At 59.7% G+C, this 19,767-nt stretch carries 22 protein-coding genes and 1 pseudogene; 9 read left to right on the top strand and 14 right to left on the bottom strand.

Features of this window, described 5'->3' with window-relative positions:
- From RWK44_RS32960 to RWK44_RS32950, 3 genes are all read right to left on the bottom strand, one after another.
- On the bottom strand, positions 1 to 603 hold a 603-nt coding region (locus RWK44_RS32960; RefSeq protein ID WP_316030007.1), incomplete at its 3' end, for a KUP/HAK/KT family potassium transporter.
- A gap of 487 nt (positions 604 to 1,090) precedes the next feature.
- A complete protein-coding gene (locus RWK44_RS32955) occupies positions 1,091 to 1,348 on the bottom strand; it encodes a GlsB/YeaQ/YmgE family stress response membrane protein (RefSeq protein ID WP_168283664.1) in 258 nt (85 codons plus the stop codon).
- A 167-nt stretch (positions 1,349 to 1,515) separates the two neighbouring features.
- Positions 1,516 to 1,734, bottom strand: coding sequence for a hypothetical protein (locus RWK44_RS32950; RefSeq protein WP_221981887.1), 219 nt, complete (start codon positions 1,732 to 1,734; stop codon positions 1,516 to 1,518).
- Between the two features lie 580 nt (positions 1,735 to 2,314).
- Here RWK44_RS32950 and RWK44_RS32945 point away from each other — a divergent pair.
- Positions 2,315 to 2,629, top strand: coding sequence for an EthD family reductase (locus RWK44_RS32945; protein WP_168283662.1), 315 nt, complete (start codon positions 2,315 to 2,317; stop codon positions 2,627 to 2,629).
- Positions 2,630 to 2,853: 224 nt separating this feature from the next.
- Entirely contained in the window at positions 2,854 to 3,423 is a 570-nt protein-coding gene (locus tag RWK44_RS32940) for an SMI1/KNR4 family protein (RefSeq protein ID WP_221947749.1), read from the top strand.
- A gap of 147 nt (positions 3,424 to 3,570) precedes the next feature.
- Here RWK44_RS32940 and RWK44_RS32935 read toward each other — a convergent pair whose 3' ends face one another.
- The 3 genes from RWK44_RS32935 to RWK44_RS32925 are packed head-to-tail and all read right to left on the bottom strand — an operon-like array spanning position 3,571 to position 4,898.
- Entirely contained in the window at positions 3,571 to 4,182 is a 612-nt protein-coding gene (locus RWK44_RS32935) for an ATP-dependent Clp protease proteolytic subunit (RefSeq protein ID WP_316030006.1), read from the bottom strand.
- Between the two features lie 45 nt (positions 4,183 to 4,227).
- The gene (locus RWK44_RS32930) at positions 4,228 to 4,587 is read right to left on the bottom strand and encodes an SRPBCC family protein (protein WP_222060223.1); all 360 of its coding nucleotides are present in this window, start codon (positions 4,585 to 4,587) and stop codon (positions 4,228 to 4,230) included.
- Positions 4,584 to 4,898 (bottom strand): ArsR/SmtB family transcription factor, encoded by a 315-nt coding sequence (locus tag RWK44_RS32925; RefSeq protein WP_131666454.1) that lies wholly within the window; start codon positions 4,896 to 4,898, stop codon positions 4,584 to 4,586. The genes RWK44_RS32930 and RWK44_RS32925 overlap by 4 nt, the downstream gene beginning before the upstream one ends.
- Positions 4,899 to 5,110: 212 nt before the next feature.
- On the opposite strand from RWK44_RS32925, the gene RWK44_RS32920 reads away from it, so the two are divergent.
- Both RWK44_RS32920 and RWK44_RS32915 read left to right on the top strand, forming a co-directional pair.
- Positions 5,111 to 5,545, top strand: coding sequence for a lipocalin-like domain-containing protein (locus RWK44_RS32920; RefSeq protein WP_168283659.1), 435 nt, complete (start codon positions 5,111 to 5,113; stop codon positions 5,543 to 5,545).
- A gap of 297 nt (positions 5,546 to 5,842) precedes the next feature.
- Entirely contained in the window at positions 5,843 to 6,688 is an 846-nt protein-coding gene (locus RWK44_RS32915; RefSeq protein WP_222060222.1) for a methyltransferase domain-containing protein, read from the top strand.
- Between the two features lie 121 nt (positions 6,689 to 6,809).
- Here RWK44_RS32915 and RWK44_RS32910 read toward each other — a convergent pair whose 3' ends face one another.
- Entirely contained in the window at positions 6,810 to 7,403 is a 594-nt protein-coding gene (locus RWK44_RS32910; RefSeq protein ID WP_316030005.1) for a TetR/AcrR family transcriptional regulator, read from the bottom strand.
- Positions 7,404 to 7,558: 155 nt separating this feature from the next.
- On the opposite strand from RWK44_RS32910, the gene RWK44_RS32905 reads away from it, so the two are divergent.
- From RWK44_RS32905 to RWK44_RS32895, 3 genes and pseudogenes are all read left to right on the top strand, one after another.
- Positions 7,559 to 7,948: a RidA family protein gene (locus tag RWK44_RS32905; protein WP_168283657.1), complete on the top strand. Its 390-nt coding sequence runs from the start codon at positions 7,559 to 7,561 to the stop codon at positions 7,946 to 7,948.
- 337 nt (positions 7,949 to 8,285) lie between these two features.
- Positions 8,286 to 8,602 (top strand): annotated as a pseudogene (locus RWK44_RS32900) (PepSY domain-containing protein).
- A 16-nt stretch (positions 8,603 to 8,618) separates the two neighbouring features.
- The gene (locus RWK44_RS32895) at positions 8,619 to 9,218 is read left to right on the top strand and encodes a hypothetical protein (RefSeq protein ID WP_131666457.1); all 600 of its coding nucleotides are present in this window, start codon (positions 8,619 to 8,621) and stop codon (positions 9,216 to 9,218) included.
- A gap of 116 nt (positions 9,219 to 9,334) precedes the next feature.
- Here the strand turns inward: RWK44_RS32895 and RWK44_RS32890 are convergent, their stop codons facing one another.
- The 6 genes from RWK44_RS32890 to RWK44_RS32865 form a co-directional block, all read right to left on the bottom strand.
- Complete coding sequence (locus tag RWK44_RS32890; protein WP_316031554.1) at positions 9,335 to 10,198, bottom strand: ferritin-like domain-containing protein; 864 nt, start codon at positions 10,196 to 10,198, stop codon at positions 9,335 to 9,337.
- A gap of 158 nt (positions 10,199 to 10,356) precedes the next feature.
- Entirely contained in the window at positions 10,357 to 11,073 is a 717-nt protein-coding gene (locus RWK44_RS32885; RefSeq protein WP_131666436.1) for an RNA polymerase sigma factor, read from the bottom strand.
- Positions 11,074 to 11,444: 371 nt separating this feature from the next.
- Positions 11,445 to 11,906 (bottom strand): DUF2231 domain-containing protein, encoded by a 462-nt coding sequence (locus RWK44_RS32880; RefSeq protein WP_316030004.1) that lies wholly within the window; start codon positions 11,904 to 11,906, stop codon positions 11,445 to 11,447.
- A gap of 429 nt (positions 11,907 to 12,335) precedes the next feature.
- Positions 12,336 to 14,540, bottom strand: coding sequence for an amylo-alpha-1,6-glucosidase (locus RWK44_RS32875; protein WP_168283655.1), 2,205 nt, complete (start codon positions 14,538 to 14,540; stop codon positions 12,336 to 12,338).
- Between the two features lie 17 nt (positions 14,541 to 14,557).
- Complete coding sequence (locus tag RWK44_RS32870; protein WP_131666438.1) at positions 14,558 to 15,652, bottom strand: glycosyltransferase family 4 protein; 1,095 nt, start codon at positions 15,650 to 15,652, stop codon at positions 14,558 to 14,560.
- A 209-nt stretch (positions 15,653 to 15,861) separates the two neighbouring features.
- Entirely contained in the window at positions 15,862 to 16,158 is a 297-nt protein-coding gene (locus RWK44_RS32865) for a DUF982 domain-containing protein (protein ID WP_316030003.1), read from the bottom strand.
- Between the two features lie 304 nt (positions 16,159 to 16,462).
- On the opposite strand from RWK44_RS32865, the gene RWK44_RS32860 reads away from it, so the two are divergent.
- On the top strand, positions 16,463 to 17,146 hold the full coding sequence (locus tag RWK44_RS32860; protein WP_131666440.1) for a winged helix-turn-helix domain-containing protein: 684 nt from the start codon (positions 16,463 to 16,465) through the stop codon (positions 17,144 to 17,146).
- Positions 17,147 to 17,204: 58 nt separating this feature from the next.
- A complete protein-coding gene (locus RWK44_RS32855; RefSeq protein ID WP_077975730.1) occupies positions 17,205 to 18,635 on the top strand; it encodes a sensor histidine kinase in 1,431 nt (476 codons plus the stop codon).
- Here RWK44_RS32855 and RWK44_RS32850 read toward each other — a convergent pair.
- On the bottom strand, positions 18,583 to 19,404 hold the full coding sequence (locus RWK44_RS32850) for a glycosyltransferase family 25 protein (RefSeq protein ID WP_222011642.1): 822 nt from the start codon (positions 19,402 to 19,404) through the stop codon (positions 18,583 to 18,585). The two genes, RWK44_RS32855 and RWK44_RS32850, sit on opposite strands and share 53 nt — an antisense overlap.
- Positions 19,405 to 19,767: the final 363 nt, after the last annotated feature.

The raw sequence follows: 19,767 nt of genomic DNA, 5'->3' as shown, positions 1-19,767 counted from the left end.
GTCAAATATGTGGATCGCCCCGCTGACGCCAAGGACGATAAACCACAGAGCCGTTACGGGACCGAACACCGACGCCACGCCGCTCGTCCCGAACCGTTGGACGAAAAACAGCATGGCGATGATCGTGAGAGTGATCGGCACGACCCAGTTGGACAACGCCGGTGCGACCACCTCGATGCCCTCGACCGCAGACAGGACTGAGATCGCAGGCGTGATGATCGCATCACCGATGAACAGCGAGGCGCCGATCACGCCCAGGACAAGCACCCATTTGGGGCGTCCGGCCAGACCTTCGCGGGCGAGCGTCATGAGAGACAGCGTGCCGCCTTCGCCCCGGTTGTCTGCCTTCAAAACGAACGTTACGTACTTCAAGGTGACTACGATCGTGAGCGCCCAGACGATCAGTGACAGGATTCCAAGGATGTCCGCACGATGAGCTCCGGATCCGCCGGTGGCGTGGAGAGCCTCTCTGAATGCATAAAGCGGGCTAGTTCCGATGTCGCCATAGACGACGCCCAGGGTAGCGAGAACGAGCGAGGGCAGTCCTCGCCGGCTCTGGTGTTCCAGTTCCGGATCCGCTGATCGCAGCTTTTCATCGGTCAAATGGGCTGTCCTGTTGTAGGCACGCTGTATGCTGGAAGTTGCCACCGGCTTGTTCTGATGGCAACGCGAAAACTTATGCTAAGCGATTGCATCCACCCTCCGAAAAAGGTCGTGAGGGCATCATCACAGGCTACCCACAGTGTTAAGGCTCATTGGACATTGAGAATCGCCTTACAGAATCGATCCGTGATTTTGCCGGGTGGTTACTGACGAGTAGATTCGCGAACACGTATCTTTGGCGGAACATGATGAATGTGCTGTCGCGCTGGAGAATCTATGCACCTGAATGAAGATTCCGAGCGTGCCGAGCTTGTCCAATGAACATCCTATCGCGGAAATTTGATCCGGCGTGTTGCGAATAGGCGCCCGTTTATCCGCTATCTCGATCGCAAGATCCAGATGTCGCCGCCGCAGCGTCATTCCAAGTTGAAAACGCCGTTATGGGGATGCCGAAGGCGGCCGGTTTGCGAAGCCGCCTTCTGTTTGATCAGGTCGCGCGCCTGACCATTCTCGCAACAGCGATGAGGATACAGGCTCCGATGAAGCCCGCGATCAGATAACCCAGCCATCCGCCAAGGACGACGCCGAAGAGCGACAGGATAAAGTTGGCGACGATGGCGCCGACAATACCGAGAATGATGTTCATCAGCACGCCCATGTTGCTTTTCATCAGCAATTCGGCGAGCCAGCCGGCAATGCCGCCGATGATGATGGCGGCGATCCAGCCGATACCTGCACTTTCCATAGCAATTCCCCCTTGTGAATGATGAGTGGACGACGCGGGCAATCACATCTAGCAGATGCGGCTAAACCGATTGCCAGGCGACGAGACTGTAAATCTTCGCCGCGCCAGTTGGTTCCATAAGCCCCCGCCCCAAAGCGCTCGCGTGCCCCTCCCCGATCGGCTTCAGGTCACTTTTCGGCCGCCGGCCAATCGTTCGCAGGCTCCTCTATGACGGCAGTGTCGTCCTCCGCAGGGTCGGGATCGCGCTCGAGGGCTGCGCGCAGATTGCCGGTCTCCTTGATGATCGTATCGAAAACGTCCTGCTGCCTGGCCCCGGCCACGACGCAGTCGTCGACGAGATGCTCCAGCTTGGCGCGAAGCCCGGCCTTCCAATTATTTTTGCTCATGACCTTCTCCTCCTCTGATCGATCCACACGGAGCATGGTCGCTCGCCTGTTCCACCGCCTTTTATGGGCGGGCGGCGGTTTCCGCGCTCAGGAGACAGTGATCGATGTGTGGCCCTGGTTGACGGTTCGATCCTCGCCAATCCTGTTGTCCGGGATGAGATCGCGGCGAACGGGTAAGGTGCTCGCCTGGCATTTCGTTGCCCGCACCGAGAAATCGGAAAAACCGGTGCGTTCACCATCTCCGTCACGTCCGATTGGCACGCCGCGACCTCGGCGGATTAACCGATAGCCGCAGCAACGGTTCCGCCCTGTCTTGACTCTTTGCGTCCGTGATCGCCACCCGCTTCGAAAAGCACAGCGAAAACTACCTTGCTCTCGTCAAACTCGCTTCGGCCAGAAATCCGGTTGCGGCTTGACGAGTCGGTGAGCTAGAGCAATTCCAGGAAAAGTGCGAAGCGGTTTTCCGTCCGGAATTGCGTAAAAACAAAAGTCTAGAGCGGTCCTGCGCTTCCGTTAAAAGCTGAACCGCTCTAGAAAGCCCTTCGGACGCTCGGAGAGGCGTTCAGGCAGGAGGCCGACCATGATCAAGATGAGCGTCTATTATCCGGCCGATGGCGGCTCGAAGTTCGATCACGACTATTACCGCACCCGCCACATGCCACTGATCCAGGAACGGCTCGGTGATGCCTGCCTGCGCTACGAGATCGAAAAGGGCCTTGCGGGTCGCGAACCTGGAAGCGCGCCGAAGTTCGTCGCGGCGTGCCACGTCTACTCGCCGACCCTGGAGACATTCCAGGAGGCGTTCGGTCCCCACCGCGCGGAGATCGTCGCAGACGTCGCCAATTATACGGACATCTCGCCAATCGTGCAGATCAGCGAAATCGTTGGAGGCTAGGGGCTTCGGCGCGTCAGGCGTAGCCGTTGAACTTTCCGGGATCGGCGTAGTGCTGGCGCACCTGAAGGCCAGATGAGCAACCGCAAGGGGGCCTGGATCGTGCTCGACGTGTTGCCCATATCAGTCGAGATCCTGGCGCGCCAGGGCTAAGGATTTCAGCAACGGACCGCCGCCATAGAGGCAGCGTCAGGCTTCTTGGGTAGGCAGTGGACAAGGAGTAGACAATGAGCATAGCGATGTATGATGACGCAATCCGCAGCCTTCGAGACAACGGGATCGCGGTTCTTGGGACCAAGAGCGCGACTGAAGACGACTTGAATCAGATCGAGACCCGGCTCGGCGTGACGCTGCCGGTCTCGTATAAGAAGATGCTGTCCGAACATGGCGCGCTCGAATTCGACACGATCGAGATTTACGGTTGGCTCTCCCAGGGCATCGACGCGAAATTCATCACTAATGTTGTGTATGCCACGGAACGAGAGCGCGCCGATGGTCGGATCAGCGAGACGATGATCCCGTTTCTGGCGGCGGGTTATGGTCCCTTCTATGTGATGGATTGCGCCGAGATGAATACGGACGGCGAAGCGCCTGTCTACGAGGTGTCCACCGGCGGATACACAAACGGTAAGGACAAGCTTGCGGACAGCTTTGGCGAGTTCCTGCGCACCGAAGTGCGGCGCACTCTGGAGGCGCGTGCCCAGGGTGGCCTGGAATTCGGTGAAGACGAGGATTCACCGCCCTCACGTGAATTCATCAGCGAATATTGGAAGGATCGGGCAAAGGACTTCGATTAAGTCCGACACCCCAGCTGGGGGAGATGCCCGGTCCAGCTCGCATATTTCCCGCTGCGCGCGGCGGAGCTGCGCCAACAGCAGACATTGCCGGCATCGCAAAACCGTCTATTCTGCGACGTTGCAAAAGTCCGGAAAACAAGTGTCGCTTCAATCGGGAATTTCGCCTTCTCGAACCTTTAGAATACGGTCGATAAGACCCCATTCCAATGCTTCTTCCGCCGTCATGAAGCGGTCGCGATCCATCCCGCGCTCAAAGTCTTCATAGGGGCGTCCGCAATGCTCCGCGTAGAGCCGCGTCATGCGCTGCTTGGTCTTCAGAATTTCTTCGGCATGAATCAGCATGTCGGAAGCCTGGCCTTGGAAGCCACCGGATGGCTGGTGAATGAGGATACTGGCATTGGGCAAAGCCGCTCTTCCGCCGGCCTCGCCTGCCATCAGCAGGAACGATCCCATGGAACGGGCTGTGCCCATGCAAAGCGTATGAACCGGCGCGCGGATAAAGCGCATGGTGTCGTACATGGCGAAGCCGCTTGTCACGACGCCGCCCGGAGAATTGATGTAGAGATTGATCGGCTTGTTTGGATTCTCGGCCTCGAGGAACAGTAACTGCGCGCAGACCAGAGCGGAAACGGTATCGTTGACCTCGCCGTTGAGGAAGATGATGCGTTCGCGCAAAAGGCGGGAGTAAATGTCAAAAGACCGCTCCCCTCGGCTGGATTGTTCTATGACCATAGGGACGAGTTGCATCGCTTCGCGCATCGGCGAACTCCAATCTTCCAGAATTTAAAGGGAGAGCTTGCCGCGTCAGGCGGCGAGCATGAGGGCCGGACTGTTGCTGTTCGCGGCCGTTTCCGCCATCCGGTCAAGCCTCGCGTCGCTGAGCTCGTGGATGATGCGCAGGCGAGTGCCGCCGGTCGCGTTCGGGACGATCGTGAACGTCACCGTGCTTTCAAGGAAAGGTGGAGCGTCGTCGCGCAGGCTATAACGGACTTCCTCGCCAGGTGTGATCGTGGCCGGTTCGGGATCGGCCAGAGCGTCTTTCGGCAACCAGTTTTCCCGAAATTCCCGGATGCTGATTGCCCGCCAGACCTTTTGCGGCGGTTCATCCAGATCGAATTCCAGTTCGATGCCGCCTTTCTGCTCCTTGGCCTTTCCATCGTTCATTGGTCCATATCCTTCAGCAAGACCTTGAGAGCTTCGATGCGGGCAGGCCAGTAGGCGCGATATTTCGCCAACCATTGTGCGATGAGAGCCAGCCCCTCCGGATCGACTTCGTAATTGACGAACCGCCCCTGCCGTTCTTCCCTCACGAGCCCTGCGCTCCGCAAAACCGAGAGGTGTTGCGACATTGCCGGCTGGCTGATCTCCATGCCCTCGCGCAGGGCACTGGCGTTCATGCCGCCCGCCGCCAGCTTCTCGAAGATCGCCCGGCGGGTTGGGTCAGCCAAGGCGCGGAAAATGTCATTCTCGATCATGCCAACACATAAGCACACACTTATGCGATTCGCAAGTCTGTTTCGCGATGGCTTTGGTGTTTTCGGAATAGTTCCGCGCTGGCGGTTTTGCTACGAAAGCCCTTATTGAAGATTTCGCAATCCGGCAGCGGTCTTTCCCAGCTATGCTCAGCGAGAAAAACAGTGCCGTTCGGTCCGAACTACGGCAAACGACGGTGAACTGGAGGTACCCGATGCACGCTAAAGATTTGGTTGGTATCTGGATCATCGAGTCCTTTCACATGGAGGACTGCGCAACGGGCAAGCGAACGCAGCCTTGGGGCGAGCGCCCGTCTGGAGCGGTAACGTTTAATCCCGAAGGCCGCATGTTCGCCCTGATCACGCCGGATGGTCGGTCAGACCCAAAGACGGAAGCCGATGAGGCAGTCGCTTTTCGTTCGATGCTGGCTTACTCAGGCCAATATAGGGTGGAGCCGCCCAACCGCCTCGTTACAACCGTCGATATCGCTTGGTTTGAGCCTTGGGTCGGAAGCGAGCAAGTCAGATACTGCAACTTATCTGGCGACAGCCTGACGCTCACAAGTGCACCTCTGAATATGCCTCAACAGAATGCTTTGATGTTCGCTGTGGTGACTTGGAGGCGTGAAGTGGCGTCGCAATGCGACTGATTTTCGCGCCGTCGACAAACGGACGCTCTGTGATAGTTGAGCGCGAATAAAGCGGCATCATGGAGCAAGTGTCACACTATTCCTTTTGGAGTGCGCATATGGGGCGCATGCGACGAACTCTTTGATAAAGGGTCCGAGCGACAGTTGACAGTCCCGGATAATCGGTACTTCTAGTAATAGGCTAGCGTAGCAGCGCGAACATGCTTCTAATTCGACTGACGCGCAAGGCAGACTGACTTGCGCCACAAAGCCACGTTTCTTTAAATTTATTGTTGCGAACTCGGACCGGCCAGGCAGATGAGCAATATTTCAGATTCGCAACAGGTCACATCGGTTGGCCATAAGCTCAGCGCCGGAGGCCACCTCGACGTTCACTACCAGGCACTGAAGGACGAGTATGACGCCACTCTCCGTGCCGCCGGCATCCGACCTGGCTGGTCAGTGCTTGATGCGGGTGCAGGCAATGGGGTCTTCCTCCCATTGATGGCGGAACTGTTGGGGGTCGAGGGGCATATCTATGCTCTAGATCTGGCACAGGAAAATGTTGAGGCAATCGAACGCTTGATTGCAAGCCAGCAGCCTGCCTGTCCGATTGGCGTGCGAACCGGTGACATCCTCGCGCTGCCGTATGAAGCGGGCACGTTCGATGCAGTTTGGAGCGCGAACGTCATCCAGTACCTGAGCGATGAGGAGCTCACCCAAGCGATCGGGGAGTTCTGCCGCGTCGTAAAACCAGGCGGACTTATTGCCGTGAAGGAGGTTGATATCTCGGTTTGGCAGTATCAGCCGCAGGATCCCAAACTGATGTGGCGTCTGCTCGATGCGCTGTCCGATGACGTACAGATGTCCGGCGCCATGAGAGGAACTCGCGTGTCAGCCTGGTTTCGCGCGGCGGGCCTAGAGAACGTCTCTGCCATTACAACGCTGGCAGAGCGCCGTCAGCCACTCAGGCCGGTGGAACGCGAATACATCCGAAACAATCTGGAATTCTTGTCTGGACTTGCTCAAACGTGCGATTTAACGGAAGCGGACCATCACCAATGGAAGGCGATCGGCGAAGAGCCGGAGCGTCTGATTTCCGATCCCGGCTTCTGCTATCGCGAAATGTGGGTCCTCAGCTTGGGTGTCGTTTCGACGGGCTGAGCCAAATTTCGCTGATGGCGATTTGGGCGTGTCACTCGCACCCATTTATGTCAGCGTCAGAACGAATTCTTCTGTCATCCCAGGGGCCTCGGGCCCGTAAGCTTGGCAACCAGCTCCCAAATCACAAACGCTCCGCCAGCAGACCGGCCGCCAAGGCATGAAAAGCCTCGACCGCCTTTGGCATCACGCTTTGCGGATCTTCGCTGGCGGCGATCCAGAGGGCGGCATTGAGAGCCGCGCCGCTCAGCAATCGGGCCGCCGCCTCCGGGTCGAGCGGCTTGAGGATGCCTTGGGCGATCAGGCGCTCCACCGTGCTCCTGGTCACCTGCAGGCAATTGTTCTGGCTCGGCCATCGCGAGGGATCGCCCAGCACCGCAGGTCCGTCGAGCAGGACGATGCGCTGGACCTCCGGATTGAGCGCCATCTCGATATAGGCGGCACCCTCGGCAAGCAGGCCCTGCCAAGCGTCCCCTGCGCGCGCCCCGATCTCCTGCGCGCGCACCGCCATCTCCGTGTCGATCTGATCGACGACCGCCGCCAGCAGCCCGCGCTTGTCTCCAAAATTGTGGTAGAGCGCGCCCCGTGTCAGACCGACGTCGGCCGTCAATCCGTCCATCGATGCTGCCGAGTACCCCTTTTCCGCAAAGGTCTTGCGCGCCGCCGCGATCAGCTTGACGCGGTTTTCCTGCATCGTTTCGCTGCGTTTCCTAACCATTCAATCCCTCAATTTCATATACGAAGCGTATATGAACTTGACATACGATGCGCATCTCATACATTTCATATACGAACCGTATACCAAATGGGGCGCGAGATGTGAAGCGATACGTCGCGCTCAACGGTCGTTGTCAACAATGAAGAGAGATCAGAATGACAAAACGCGAAGCAATCTTTCCGGCCGACAGGCACGCTCTTTACGAGAAGCACGGCTATTCCGCCGCGATCCGATCCGGTGATCTGCTGTTTGTGTCCGGACAGGTCGGCAGCCGTCCGGACGGAACGCCGGAACCCGACTTCGAAAGCCAGGTGCGGCTCGCCTTTGAAAACCTGAAGGCGACGCTGAGCGCCGCCGGCGCAACGCTGGATGACATCGTTGACGTCACCAGCTTCCACACCGACCCCGAAAACCAGTTCGGCACGATCATGGCGGTCAAGCAGGAGATGTTCAGCAAGCCACCCTACCCCAACTGGACCGCCATCGGCGTCAACTGGCTGGCCGGCTTCGACTTCGAGATCAAGGTCATCGCCCGTATTCCGTGAAGTCACTGACATTGCCGGGGCCGCATCCGTCACCGCACGACCTGCCGGCAGGAGAGCGGCCCCGCGCTCCCCCTCTTGGATATGACAAAAACACAACTCTAGGAGTTATAGGATGGGCCTACACCGAGGCCCTTCCTCAAGGCGCCCGTGGGATCGTCGGTTACCCCACACCGTTACTTTCTGCTTACATTGCCCCGGCGCCGCAGAGAATAACCCGCAGCGCGCCACTTTCCCATATATTTAGAAAAATCAACTACATAATCTCGCGGAACAAAGATCTCTCCTGCGTGTTCTGACCGCATGGATCTCATCTGATCCGGAAATGGAAGAAACGCATATGAAGAAGATCGTCTTCGCGGCGGCAATTCTGGGCGCGTCTGCCATTGCAGCCTTTGCCCAAACCACACCGGCTCCATCCAAGGATGGAAATACACCTGCGGTTGCAACCCCGGACACCAAAAATCCGACCGCGCCCGTTGAGGGCGCCAACAGCTTTACCGAAACTCAGGCTAAGGATCGCATTGCGGAAGCGGGTTACACCGACGTCAAGGATCTCAAGCTCGACGACAAGGGGATCTGGATGGCCTCGGCATGAAGGACGGGAAAGCCGTCTCCGTTGCTCTCGATTATCAGGGCAACATCGTCGCCAAGTAACCCAAGGAGAAGCATGATGAGAACTGTAACCGGACTTTTCGACGACCACTCGGACGCTCGCTCCGCCGTCACCAAATTGGAAGCGGCAGGCATTGCCTCAAACGACATCAGTATCGTCTCCAACAAGGCTGGCCGCGTCCATCGCGACTCTGACGTTGGCAAGGATGCCGCGACCGGCGCCGTCATCGGCGCTGCCGTCGGTGGCGCCGGCGGCCTGCTCACCGGACTGGGCCTGATGGCCATTCCCGGTGTCGGGCCGGTGGTTGCCGAAGGCTGGCTGGCCGTGACTGCGGCCGGGGCTGTCGCCGGCGCCGTCACCGGCGGTGCGGTTGGTGGCCTGATCGGCGCCCTCACCGACTCCGGCGTTTCGGAAGACGATGCCCACCTCTATGCCGAAGGTGTCCGCCGCGGCGGCAGCCTGGTCACGGCCAAGGTCGACGACGCCCGCGCCTCCGAGGCGCAGGCTATTCTCCAGGGGTCAAACTGCGTCGATCCGGTCGAACGTCGGCGTGCCTATAAGGAGCAGGGCTGGACCCACTTCGACGACACGCTCGATCCATACGCCCCCGAGCAGATCGCACAGGAGCGCGACCGGTATCCGCGGACAGGCATTTAATCGAGTTCAACCGTCCTTGCACGTCGCAAGGAGGGTTGAAGCGTTGATCTCACGCAGAGCGGCGGATACCAATCCGCTCAGTTTCCGCTGGCCAATCGTCACTCGTCGCAACTGGCTCAGGTGGTCTTGAGCGTGCCGTTCATCCCTTCCGGATAAAAGCCGCCCTTGCTCACTCCGTCCTTGTCGGTGAGGTAGACGATCCGGAGCACCTCCTGCGGTGTTCTGGTGAACGCGATCGCATCGGGCGTCGAGGGAACGATGTTGGCTTTTCCGTCCCCCTGGATCCCCTGGTCCTTATCGTCTGATCCGTCGATTTTGTCTCGGGCATCGGAGACCGCGTTGGCGGCCTTCCAGGCTTCCTCTCCCTTTCGGTATAGCGTCGATCGCGCCATTCCCATGTGATAGGCCTCGACCGCCAGGATGCCTGCGGCAGCGGCGAGGAAGTCCTTGTTTTTCAGAATTGTCGCCGCACCGGCATAGGCGGTGACGCCGACATCCTCGAACACCATCCCGCCGAGAACGAAGTTCGTCTCGTTGCCGAAAGGGTCGAAGTCCGGCCCGAGGCCCGCCGCTTCCGCGACGGCTTTGAAGCCCGCACCGAAATCGATGGCCGGCCTGTCAACCGCGTTGGTTCCAAGCGTCTTGCGGTAGAAGCGGACGTGCGCGAGTTCGTTTTCCGCGACTTCCTGCATGAATTTGCCGATGGCGGGCGTCTCGAACGAGACTTGCTTTCCACCAACGACGTCGCCGGATTTCGAACCGGCATCGGCTGCGTCGATGCCCATTCCGGTGGTGCCGCGGAGGTAGTATTCAGCCTCCATATATTCGAGGTTGAGCGCAAAGCGGAAAATGTCCTCGTCCGTTATGTCCTGTGCCAATACCGGCGAAGGCCGCGCAATTCCGCTGAGTGCCGCTCCGGCACCGAGTACGATAAGTCCCTGAAGCGACTGACGCCGGGATAGGTCAAGTGGGGCCTGCATGGCGATCTCCTATGTTTGTTGATTCAGCACCGCTGTCAGCACCGCGGCACCGAATGCGTTTGCCTGACGATTAGATGATCCGGGCCGCCAAAATATTCCCGTGTCCCACTACAAAGGTCCTGCGAAAGGAGCTGCCGTAATCTCGGCGTGGACGGCGTCTAGAGCTCAGTCGCCGCGTTCAACAGATGCGTATCCTCTCGAACCAAGCGAATTGCGAGCCGATCGAGGACTGATTGCGCGAGGCGGTCACAACGAGCGCCAGCGAAGAGAAACGTATCCGTGAACACGGTGGCGAGCTGGTCCCGCAGCGCCTCGCGGAGCAGCCGGCGTGCGCGATAAAGACGGGTGCTCACTGTCTGAGGTCGCAATGCCAAAAGAAAAGCCGTTTCCTCAATGCTCATTTCCTCGACGTCCCGCATGACAAAGACGATGCGAAAGGGCTCCGGCAAGTCACCGACGGCTCGCTCCAGCAGGCCGCGGATTTCAGCGAGAGCGGCCGCCTCTTCGGGATCAGGCTTGTGCGCGCTGAATGGAGCGACCATGCCTTCGATGGCTTTCGCGTCTACGGTGGGTCGCCTTTTCCGGCGGCGTCCCAGCGCCTCGTTCAGCGCGATCCGGGTGAGCCAGGTCGACAGCCGCGCCTCCGCGCGGAATTCGGCCAGATGGGTGAAGGCGTGGATATAGGTCTCCTGAAGTACGTCCTCCGCCTCGATGTCGTCATTCAGGACGGCGCGGGCGACCCTGTGAAGCCGCAGATTGTGACGCTTGATGATTAGCCAGAATGCGGCGGGGTCAAGCTGTCGCGCGTGTTCAACCAGCCCCGCGTCGTCAAGGTCCTCGATCCTCACTGCCTCGGTGGATCCGCTCGGCTTCATCGTAGGCGCTCCAGATGCATCAGCTTACTATGAGATAAGCGTTTTCCGGCTTTTCGATCTGCGGCCAGGTGGAGACTTGGGACTCTACCGGACCAGAGGTCTGCTGACCAAGTAAATCGGACTTGTTGCGGAGCAGTTCTATCTTCCGGTTCTGGCGCAACTGAAACTTCCAGCGTGGTCGCCGGCGATGCATGCTTTCAGGAAGCGGCAAAGATAATCTCTACGGCCGGCATGAGGGCGCAAAGCAGCCTTATCCTTCGATAACCAAAAAGGTCCGCAACCCAGGCCTCGAGCCTGGGATTCACGCGCCGCCGATGGGGGGCAGCATGGATCCTCCGGTCGACGGAGTTTGCGGAAATTTGCCGCCTTCCTCACCGCGCCGAATTGCTCGTCTCTTCGCTGACGCCGACCCGGTGGCGATACACCATTTCCCAGCCTTTCCAGCCGTTGAACAACAGCAGCGCAACGGCGATCAAAGACAGCGCCAGGCCGGTCGGCACGATGAAATCAGGGCCTTGTACGACCCGCCGCCAAAGGCTGACGGCCTCGATCAGAACGAGGACCATGTTGCCGATCATGTGGAGCCAGGCAGCCCGCAAGCTGCGGATGCGGCTATCGCCGAAGAAATCGGTCAATCCGGCGAGTGCTGCCAAGGCTGCCATGACGAGGCCGGCCGTCAGCATCCAGTTCGACGCCGCCGGCCAGAACGGGTCGTCGGATTGGCTGTGGAGGATATCGGTGACGAGCGTTCCGACAAAGAAAGCGACCGGGAACGGGATCAACATCGGATGGATCGGATGGCCGGCAATGTTCAACGTGCTTTTCGGGTTCATGTGCTCGCTCCGACGCGCTCGGCTTATGTGCTGTGAAAACAAGCAGCGGCATGTTCGGTTCCCGGTGCGTCGGGGACGAAGGCAATTTCGCTGTTGGAAGCGGGTTTGAGAAGGCTTCAGGTTTTCGAGGGCTTATCGCTCATGGCAACGACTTTGAGATCACGGCTGGACCGAGATCGTGATCACGCGGTGCGGTGTTGCCAAGGCGTTTATTCAACTACAAATTTTCTTCTTTCATTTTGCTCCCAAACATAAATTGACTCTGATTTCGAGTGATATTCCGTATCATTCTGTTGGGCCGTTCAGCGATCATTGCTTGCCCCAAGCATTGCGTCTCCTGTACGTTGGGCGGCCCCTGACGATTGCCATTAATGCGATCAGTCACACCAATCATTCCGCTGCTTCGGACCCCATGCCCGTGCAACGCCTCTAAGCAGTCGTGAGGACACGTACATCTCCCTTGCGACCCACGACGTCTACGACGACCTGTCGGCCGGACCGGCGAATGGTGACGTCAGCCGAACCGGAGCCCACCATAAGATGCCGCAAAGTGATCTCATCCAGGAATGCCGGCAGGCGCGGCTGGTTAAAGCTGATCTGCGAGGCGTTCGGGTCGAAATCCAGACCGAGGCACGATTGCAGTAACGACAAAGGCGCTGACGCGGCCCAGGCCTGCGGAGAGCACGCCACGGGATAGAAGGTCGGTCCATGCGACCGCCGTTGGGAAAAACCGCAGAACAGCTCGGGAAGGCCGCGTAATTCGATATAGGTCGAGGCTGCGAACAGGCCTTCAAAGATTTGCGCTGCCGCTGCCTTGAAGCCGTAGCGCGCAAGCCCCATGGCGATCAGACTATTGTCGTGCGGCCAGATCGAGCCGTTGTGGTAGCTCATCGGGTTGTAGCGCGCCTCGGTGGCGGGAATGGTGCGAATGCCCCAGCCGCAGAAGGACGAGGCGTTCATCAAGGTGTGCGCCACCTGTTCAGCTCTTGCGGGGTAGGCAATGCCGGTCATGAGAGCGTGGCCGGCATTCGAAGAGCGAACCCGACAGGCTCGCTTGTCTCCGTCCAGCGCCAGCACGAACGTACCGAGTTCCTCGTCGAAGAAACGGACGTCGAAAGCACGCCGCAGCCCTTCTGCCTTCGCCAGCAATTTCGCCGCGCGCTCGGGCTGGTCGAGCCGGCGGAATATCTCCGCGCTCGCTTGCCACGCGCCGTAGACATAGGCCTGTACCTCGGCAATCGCGATCGGCCCCCTGGCGAGTGTCCCGTCCGCATGAAAGACCGAATCGTGGCTGTCCTTCCAGGCCTGGTTGATCAGGCCCTCCACGGTCTGGCGCCCGTATTCGACGAAGCCGTCACCGTCGCGATCGCCATATTCGTCGATCCAGGTCAGCGCCGCCTCGATATGCGGCAGAAGCTGCTGAAGAGTTGCCGTGTCGCCGGTGCGGTCCAGGTAGCTCCCCGCGAGCATGAGAAACAGCGGGGTCGAATCGACGCTGCCGTAGTAACGCCGGAACGGAACTTCCCCCAGTTCGGCCATTTCACCGAAGCGAACCTCATGGAGGATCTTGCCGGGTTCGGCATCCGAAGCGGGATTGATATCGGTCGCCTGGTTGGCGGCGAGATGGCGAAGCACCCCCTTTGCGATGGCGGGATCCAGCCACAGCGTCTGCAGCGCGGTGATGATCGCATCGCGGCCGAACACCGTGCTGAACCACGGCGTCCCGGCATAGGGGTACGGCCCTTCAGGCGTGTCGGTGATCAACATGTAAAGGTCGGACACGCTTCGCCGCGCAAGCTGGTTGAAGATCTGATTGGAACTTGAGACCGAAGCCGCCCTTGCCATCGACGATCGCAATGCCCGTCGAGCATCGCGCATGGCCAGGAAAAAGCCGTTGACGCGGCGATCCTTGTCCGAACGGTCGCAGTCGATCTCGATGAAGATCGAGCGGCTGCCGCGCCTGCTCAAGTGGAGGTCGTAAACCGCCAGATCCGGTGCGAGTTCATCGGGAGCCGGATCGAACGAGACGCGGGTTGTCCGTGTTTTTTCATCGAGGCCGATATAGGAAAGAAGGACGCTTCCATCTTCGATGACGGCCGGCAGGCTACGGCCTCGTTTTGCCCGCACGGTGCCTCGCACTTCGAAGAGGTCAGCAAAGTCCGTAAAGAATTGGAGCTTCATCCGCAGGTGATGATCGCTGTCGTCATAGTTCTTCACTGCCAGGCGCTCATAACAACGCCCCGCCCATAGAAAGCGTGTCCGTCGAATATGGATGAGATCATGCTCGAGGCGCAGCTTTCCATCTTTGCCAAGGAAGTCCGGGTTCGTCAGATCGCAGGTGAGCGTGGCGTTGTCGTCGCGCATTGTCGACGACAGGAGCATCGGACGCCGATCCTCGAGCGTCAGGTAGAGATGCGAAAGATATCGCGTGTCGCGGTGAAAAAGCCCGTCGGGACTTCCTGGTCCGGAAAGAGCATCGCCATTGTGATCGAAGACCGCGAATGTATCGCCGTGCTTTAATGTACGTGGTTGCCGCTCCTGCAGCGACGCGGCAGCGGGAATGAAGAATTGCGCAATCGGCGTCACTTGCTTCGTTGCTGCGGGATTTGAGTTGCCGCCTGCAGATGTCGTCACATGTCGCCTCCGTATTTTTACGCCACAACCTGGTCAATGGATATCGGGCGGTTCGCGCGCCGGCGCTGCGGGGCTTTTGCGCGCAATCCACGCAGCTGGCCGTAGACCGCAAGATAGTCTCTTGCCATGCGTCCCGCAGTAAAGCGTCTCTCGAAGTTCGCCCGCACCTTGCGCCGATCAAGCTGCAGTGCCCATTCGATGTTCTCGACAGCTTCGGCAACGGTATCGACCAAAATTCCCGAGATGCCGTCGTCGATCACCTCCGGGACCGAGCCGCTGCGGAAGGCAAGAACCGGTGTGCCGCAGGCCATCGCCTCGATCATCACAAGCCCGAAGGGCTCAGGCCAGTCGATCGGGAAAAGCAACGCGCCGGCATTGCCCAGGAAGTCCGCCTTCTGGCGATCGTTGATCTCGCCGATGAACTCAACATTCGGATGGCTCATCACCATCGGCTGAATTGCCGTTTCCCAATAATGTTTGTCGACATTGTCGATCTTGGCTGCGATCCTCAGCGGCATGCCGACCTTGGCCGCGATTTCAATCGCCCGGTCAGGTCGCTTTTCCGGAGCGATCCGTCCGAGGAACGCGAGGTAACCGCCCGCCGGCTTTTCCGTGAAAGGTAGGAGGCTAGCGGGAAGGCCGTGATAGACTGTCCCCAACCAGTTGACCGGCGGCATCGGGTGGCGCTGGTCATTGGAGATCGATACCAGGGGAATATCTGGAAACGCCTTGTAGAAAGGCCAGAGATCGGGCAGGTCGAGCCGCCCATGCAGCGTCGTGACGGTGCGGTCGGCAAAATATCGGGTCAGCGGGAAATGCAGAAGATCGACGTGGAAATGCAGGACATCGAATTCGTGCGCGCGCCTGCGGATTTCCTCAAGCATCAGGATCTGATGCGGCAGGTGGTCCTTGATGGCGGGATTTAGCCTCAGGGCAGTGTTCGAGCACGGCACGAGGCGGGCATCTGTAACGGAATCGCCGCTGGCAAACAGCGTCACATCGTGGCCTTGGGCCACCAGTTCTTCGGTAAGGTACGAAACAATCCGCTCGGTTCCCCCGTATAATTTCGGCGGAACACTTTCAGCAAGCGGGGCAATCTGAGCGATCTTCATCGGCAAAATCTCCTCAGGTGAGCAGAGAGTCGACCGCAAAAATCGGAGCCGCATACTTCAAGGCATGCGGCAGTTGAATCCTAGCTTTTTCAACGGCTGCTGTTTCCTGCGTGCTCCTTTCCAGTAAGACTTCCTCGTCCAATCAAGATGGAACTCTGCCGAACTCAGCGAGCGTGTTTTGGTTCCGGCTGCGGCGATCACCTTCGGTACTAGATACCTGAGACATTTCGATCGCTGACCCGCCGCAGGTGCAGGGGCACGTCTTCTATGTCGGCGAGCTTGCCATGCTTTTTGAGAAAGCGACTGATATTCGCTGCGACGACCGACGCGGGTAGTTGCCGATTGGCTGCTTTCCGGCAGGCGTCCAGCATGACCTCATAGGTGATATCGCGTTTCTCCTGTGGCCATTCGTCGAGAAAATCAAAGACATCGTCAAGCCCGGCGATCTCTTGCACGAAGTACTTCCGTTGCGCGTAAATCGGTTGTTCAAAAGTGTCGAGTGCCATCGTTTACCTCCTTTCATGGCGTGAGTGCCGCTGATTTAGGCAGCGGAATTCTGCTCTTCAAGATCGCGGATTGGCTGAAATCATCGCCGGGATGGCTTGACGCCAGGATGCATGTCCTCGTGCGTGATCATCCGGAGCGGGTGACGGACTGCCCGGTGAATAGCTTCTTCGAATCGATCGGGCGTAGATGGTTTGGAAAGCCAGTTCGCCGCTCCCCACCCGTCACCTTACCAATCCGTAAGTTGTCGCCAAGCCTTCCTCTCGGCTAGATCTCGCCCCAGGCATGGCGGGAATGATCGGGCTGATGCGAATCCTGCTTATCGAGGACGATACCAAGACGTCCGATTATATTGCCAATGGCTTTTCCGAGGCCGGGCATGTCTGTGACGTGGTTGGCGATGGCCGCGACGGGCTGTTTCAGGCGCAGCGCGAGGCCTATGACGTCATCGTCGTCGATCGCATGCTGCCGGGTCTCGATGGCCTGGCGATCGTACGTTCACTTCGGGCTGCCAAGATCGGCACATCGGCGCTGTTCCTGACCTCGATCGGCGGCGTCGACGATCGGGTCGAGGGGCTGGAGGCTGGCGGCGACGACTATCTCGTCAAGCCCTTTGCCTTTTCCGAACTCATGGCCCGCGTCAATGCGCTTGGCCGGCGCCCGCCGGTGCAGGAGCAGCGGACGGTGCTGAAGGTTGCCGATCTCGAGCTCGATCTGATCCGGCGGGAGGCCCGCCGCGCCGGCCAGGTGATCGAGCTGCAGCCGCGCGAATTTACCCTGCTCGAGGTGCTGATGCGCGGCGAAGGCCGGGTGATCACCAAGACGATGCTGCTGGAGCGGGTCTGGGATTTCCACTTCGATCCGAAGACCAGCGTCGTCGAGACCCATATCAGCCGCCTCAGGGCCAAGGTCGACAAGCCGTTCCAGGTCCAGCTTCTGCATACGGTCCGCAACACCGGATACAGCCTGCATGCGCCTCGAACAGGATGATTTCAGGCCCATCGGCCTGAAAATCCTAAATCCTGTTCGCAATTCAAAGATTAAGAGCATGATGTCGTCCGAAAACCGCGCACACTTTTCGGCATCATGCTCGAGCCTGCGCAGGAGCACGCCGTTCCGGCTTGCCGTGACCTTCGGCGTGCTCTTCGTCGTCACCTTCATCCTGAGCGGCGCGATCATCTACCACATGCTGCGCCTCGGCCTTGAGCGGGATCTCGAACAGTCGCTGAACGAGATGAATTCGCTCATCGTCTCGACCTACAATCCCGGTGACACCGAGGATCTGATCAACACACTGAACAATTATGCGAGCTTCCAGTCGACCTCCGATGGGCTCTATTCGCTGACGGATGCAGGCGGGCGCAAACTCGCCGGCAATTTCGCCGCACCCCGCATCCCGAACGGCATCTATACCGTCACCTCCAGGGATGTCGGGCTGAAGGGGCATGAACGCTACCGGATGCAGGTCTCGACCATCGGTCCCTACAGCCTGGTGGTGGCGGAAAATTTCAACGATGTCGACGAGATGCTGCGGATCGTGCTGGTCAGCTTCGAATGGGCCGCCGCGATCGTCGTCGCGACCGCGATCGGCGGCGGCGTCTTTCTCGCCGTTCGCGCCCAGGCGCGGCTGGACAGGGTCGCCCTCACCATGAACGACGTCTCCCACGGCGCGCTCGACGCCCGCATTGCCATCACCGGCAACGGCGACGATCTCGATACGGTGGCGATCCAGATCAACGCGGCGCTGGAGCGGCTGCAGAGATTGGTCGAGAGCATGCGGCAGGTGAGCGCCGATATCGCCCACGATCTGAAGACGCCTCTGAACAGGCTGCGCCTGACGCTGGATGCAGCGGTAGCCGGAAACGACCAGCAGGCGGATGTTTCGGCGCTGCTTGACGAAGCAAGACACGAGAGCGACCGGATCAACGCCACGTTCGAGGCGCTGCTGCGCATTTCCCAGATCGAGGCCGGCGCGCGCAAGGAGCGTTTTCAGGCCATCGATATCGACGCCGTGCTTGCGGTGATTTCCGAGGTCTATGGCGATGTCGCCGAAGACGCGCTGATGGCGCTTGATATCGCGGAGCGCTGTCCCGCGCTCATCCGGGGCGACCGTGATCTGCTGACGCAGATGATCGCCAACCTGGTGGAAAACGCGATCAACCACTGCCCGGCCGGAACCGGCATCACCATTTCGCTGCGCTGCCAGGGCGGCCGCGCCATCATTGCGGTCGCCGATAGCGGCCCCGGCATTCCCGCCGATGAAAGGGACAAGGTCTTCCGGCGTCTCTACCGGCTCGACAAGAGCCGCGCGACGCCCGGAAGCGGCCTCGGGCTCAGCCTCGTCAAGGCGATCGCCGACCTGCATTCGGCTGAGATCACCATGGCCGACAATCATCCCGGCCTCATCGTTTCGATCGCCTTCCCTCTCACTTCGGCAGTTGGTCCCAACCTCCCATCCGCCATGCCGCGAGCCGGCTGAAGCGGGCGGCAAAGCGGCGCAGCTCGGCGGCAGTGCGATATGGCAGCACGCTCCACGGCCGGCGGCGGCCCAGCCGGTAGGTCGAAAGCGCTGCCTGAATCTGCGAGCAGGGATCGACCCTTTGGCTGACCGGCAGCGGATCGACGAAGCAGGCGCTCAGCCCATCATCGAACTCCAGATCGAAGGCGAGATCATAAGGCAGGCGCATGGGGACAAGCACGCCGGCAATCCAGCCCGCCGCCTTGCGGTTGATGAGATAGGCGCCGGACCCCTTCTCGCGGGTGAGCGCAATGGCGAGCGAGCGCGACGCGGTCAGCGGCTCCACCTTGTGCTTTCGCCCGGAATTGACGGTCGACAGGCGCAGGATGTCCCAGCGCGCACCGTGATCGAGGGCGGCATCGAGCAGCTCGGCCAGATCGTCATCGAAATCGAGATCGTCTTCCAGAATGAGCGCGAACTCGGCATGGCTGGCGAGGAACCGCTTGGCGCATTCGACGTGGCTTAGATAACAGCCGATCTCGAAAGGGTTCGGCCGCCGGCCGTGGCGGCTGAGATAGGCAGCTTCGTCAAAGCCCGGATGCGGCAGGCTCAGCCCCGCCCCATCGACCGCCGCCACCCGCTCGAAGGCAAGGCCGAAGCTTGCCAGCAGGCGCTCCATTCGAAACCTGCGCAATGGCGCACGGTCGAGATTGATCAGGTAGGTATTCACCCGCAGGCTGATCGGATGAAGGGCCGGCATAAGGGCGGCAGGTGCGGTGCGCATGTTCATGAAAGAGCTGACCTTCGACTTGGCAATGATGGCGCCAAGCCTGCGCTCCAAACCTCACGGGGACCTCGCTGGAACTATACATTTTGGTAAAGTGCAGCGGTCGAACGGCCAGCGCGGCAATCTTACGGATTGGTATGTCCCCGGCAAAGTGCGCGTAACAATTTCGCGCTACCAGCGTCGTGCGGCATGCAGTGGACGCCTCCCTTCCCGCGATCGAAACGACAACCCCGCGCCTTCGATGACGACAGCGCCCCACTGCGTGCCGCGCCGGTGACCCTTGGCTTGACGCCGGATGGTCCTCGGCTTGAGCAAACCGGCGCAGCACCCACAACCGCTCAGAGATCGCCGCCGCCCCTCATCCGG

This window comes from Rhizobium sp. 25PS6, from assembly GCF_032464655.1.
In the GTDB taxonomy this organism is placed as follows: domain Bacteria; phylum Pseudomonadota; class Alphaproteobacteria; order Rhizobiales; family Rhizobiaceae; genus Rhizobium; species Rhizobium laguerreae.
This window is presented reverse-complemented; position numbering and strand designations above follow the sequence as displayed.

What these genes read in the sequence shown, in the direction of transcription:
- RWK44_RS32955 (WP_168283664.1), bottom strand. Translation starts at nt 1,348, where the DNA reads ATGGAAAGTGCAGGTATCGGCTGGATCGCCGCCATCATCATCGGCGGC.
- RWK44_RS32950 (WP_221981887.1), bottom strand. Translation starts at nt 1,734, where the DNA reads ATGAGCAAAAATAATTGGAAGGCCGGGCTTCGCGCCAAGCTGGAGCAT.
- RWK44_RS32945 (WP_168283662.1), top strand. Translation starts at nt 2,315, where the DNA reads ATGATCAAGATGAGCGTCTATTATCCGGCCGATGGCGGCTCGAAGTTC.
- RWK44_RS32940 (WP_221947749.1), top strand. Translation starts at nt 2,854, where the DNA reads ATGAGCATAGCGATGTATGATGACGCAATCCGCAGCCTTCGAGACAAC.
- RWK44_RS32935 (WP_316030006.1), bottom strand. Translation starts at nt 4,182, where the DNA reads ATGCGCGAAGCGATGCAACTCGTCCCTATGGTCATAGAACAATCCAGC.
- RWK44_RS32930 (WP_222060223.1), bottom strand. Translation starts at nt 4,587, where the DNA reads ATGAACGATGGAAAGGCCAAGGAGCAGAAAGGCGGCATCGAACTGGAA.
- RWK44_RS32925 (WP_131666454.1), bottom strand. Translation starts at nt 4,898, where the DNA reads ATGATCGAGAATGACATTTTCCGCGCCTTGGCTGACCCAACCCGCCGG.
- RWK44_RS32920 (WP_168283659.1), top strand. Translation starts at nt 5,111, where the DNA reads ATGCACGCTAAAGATTTGGTTGGTATCTGGATCATCGAGTCCTTTCAC.
- RWK44_RS32915 (WP_222060222.1), top strand. Translation starts at nt 5,843, where the DNA reads ATGAGCAATATTTCAGATTCGCAACAGGTCACATCGGTTGGCCATAAG.
- RWK44_RS32910 (WP_316030005.1), bottom strand. Translation starts at nt 7,403, where the DNA reads ATGGTTAGGAAACGCAGCGAAACGATGCAGGAAAACCGCGTCAAGCTG.
- RWK44_RS32905 (WP_168283657.1), top strand. Translation starts at nt 7,559, where the DNA reads ATGACAAAACGCGAAGCAATCTTTCCGGCCGACAGGCACGCTCTTTAC.
- RWK44_RS32895 (WP_131666457.1), top strand. Translation starts at nt 8,619, where the DNA reads ATGAGAACTGTAACCGGACTTTTCGACGACCACTCGGACGCTCGCTCC.
- RWK44_RS32890 (WP_316031554.1), bottom strand. Translation starts at nt 10,198, where the DNA reads ATGCAGGCCCCACTTGACCTATCCCGGCGTCAGTCGCTTCAGGGACTT.
- RWK44_RS32885 (WP_131666436.1), bottom strand. Translation starts at nt 11,073, where the DNA reads ATGAAGCCGAGCGGATCCACCGAGGCAGTGAGGATCGAGGACCTTGAC.
- RWK44_RS32880 (WP_316030004.1), bottom strand. Translation starts at nt 11,906, where the DNA reads ATGAACCCGAAAAGCACGTTGAACATTGCCGGCCATCCGATCCATCCG.
- RWK44_RS32870 (WP_131666438.1), bottom strand. Translation starts at nt 15,652, where the DNA reads ATGAAGATCGCTCAGATTGCCCCGCTTGCTGAAAGTGTTCCGCCGAAA.
- RWK44_RS32865 (WP_316030003.1), bottom strand. Translation starts at nt 16,158, where the DNA reads ATGGCACTCGACACTTTTGAACAACCGATTTACGCGCAACGGAAGTAC.
- RWK44_RS32860 (WP_131666440.1), top strand. Translation starts at nt 16,463, where the DNA reads ATGCGAATCCTGCTTATCGAGGACGATACCAAGACGTCCGATTATATT.
- RWK44_RS32855 (WP_077975730.1), top strand. Translation starts at nt 17,205, where the DNA reads ATGATGTCGTCCGAAAACCGCGCACACTTTTCGGCATCATGCTCGAGC.
- RWK44_RS32850 (WP_222011642.1), bottom strand. Translation starts at nt 19,404, where the DNA reads ATGAACATGCGCACCGCACCTGCCGCCCTTATGCCGGCCCTTCATCCG.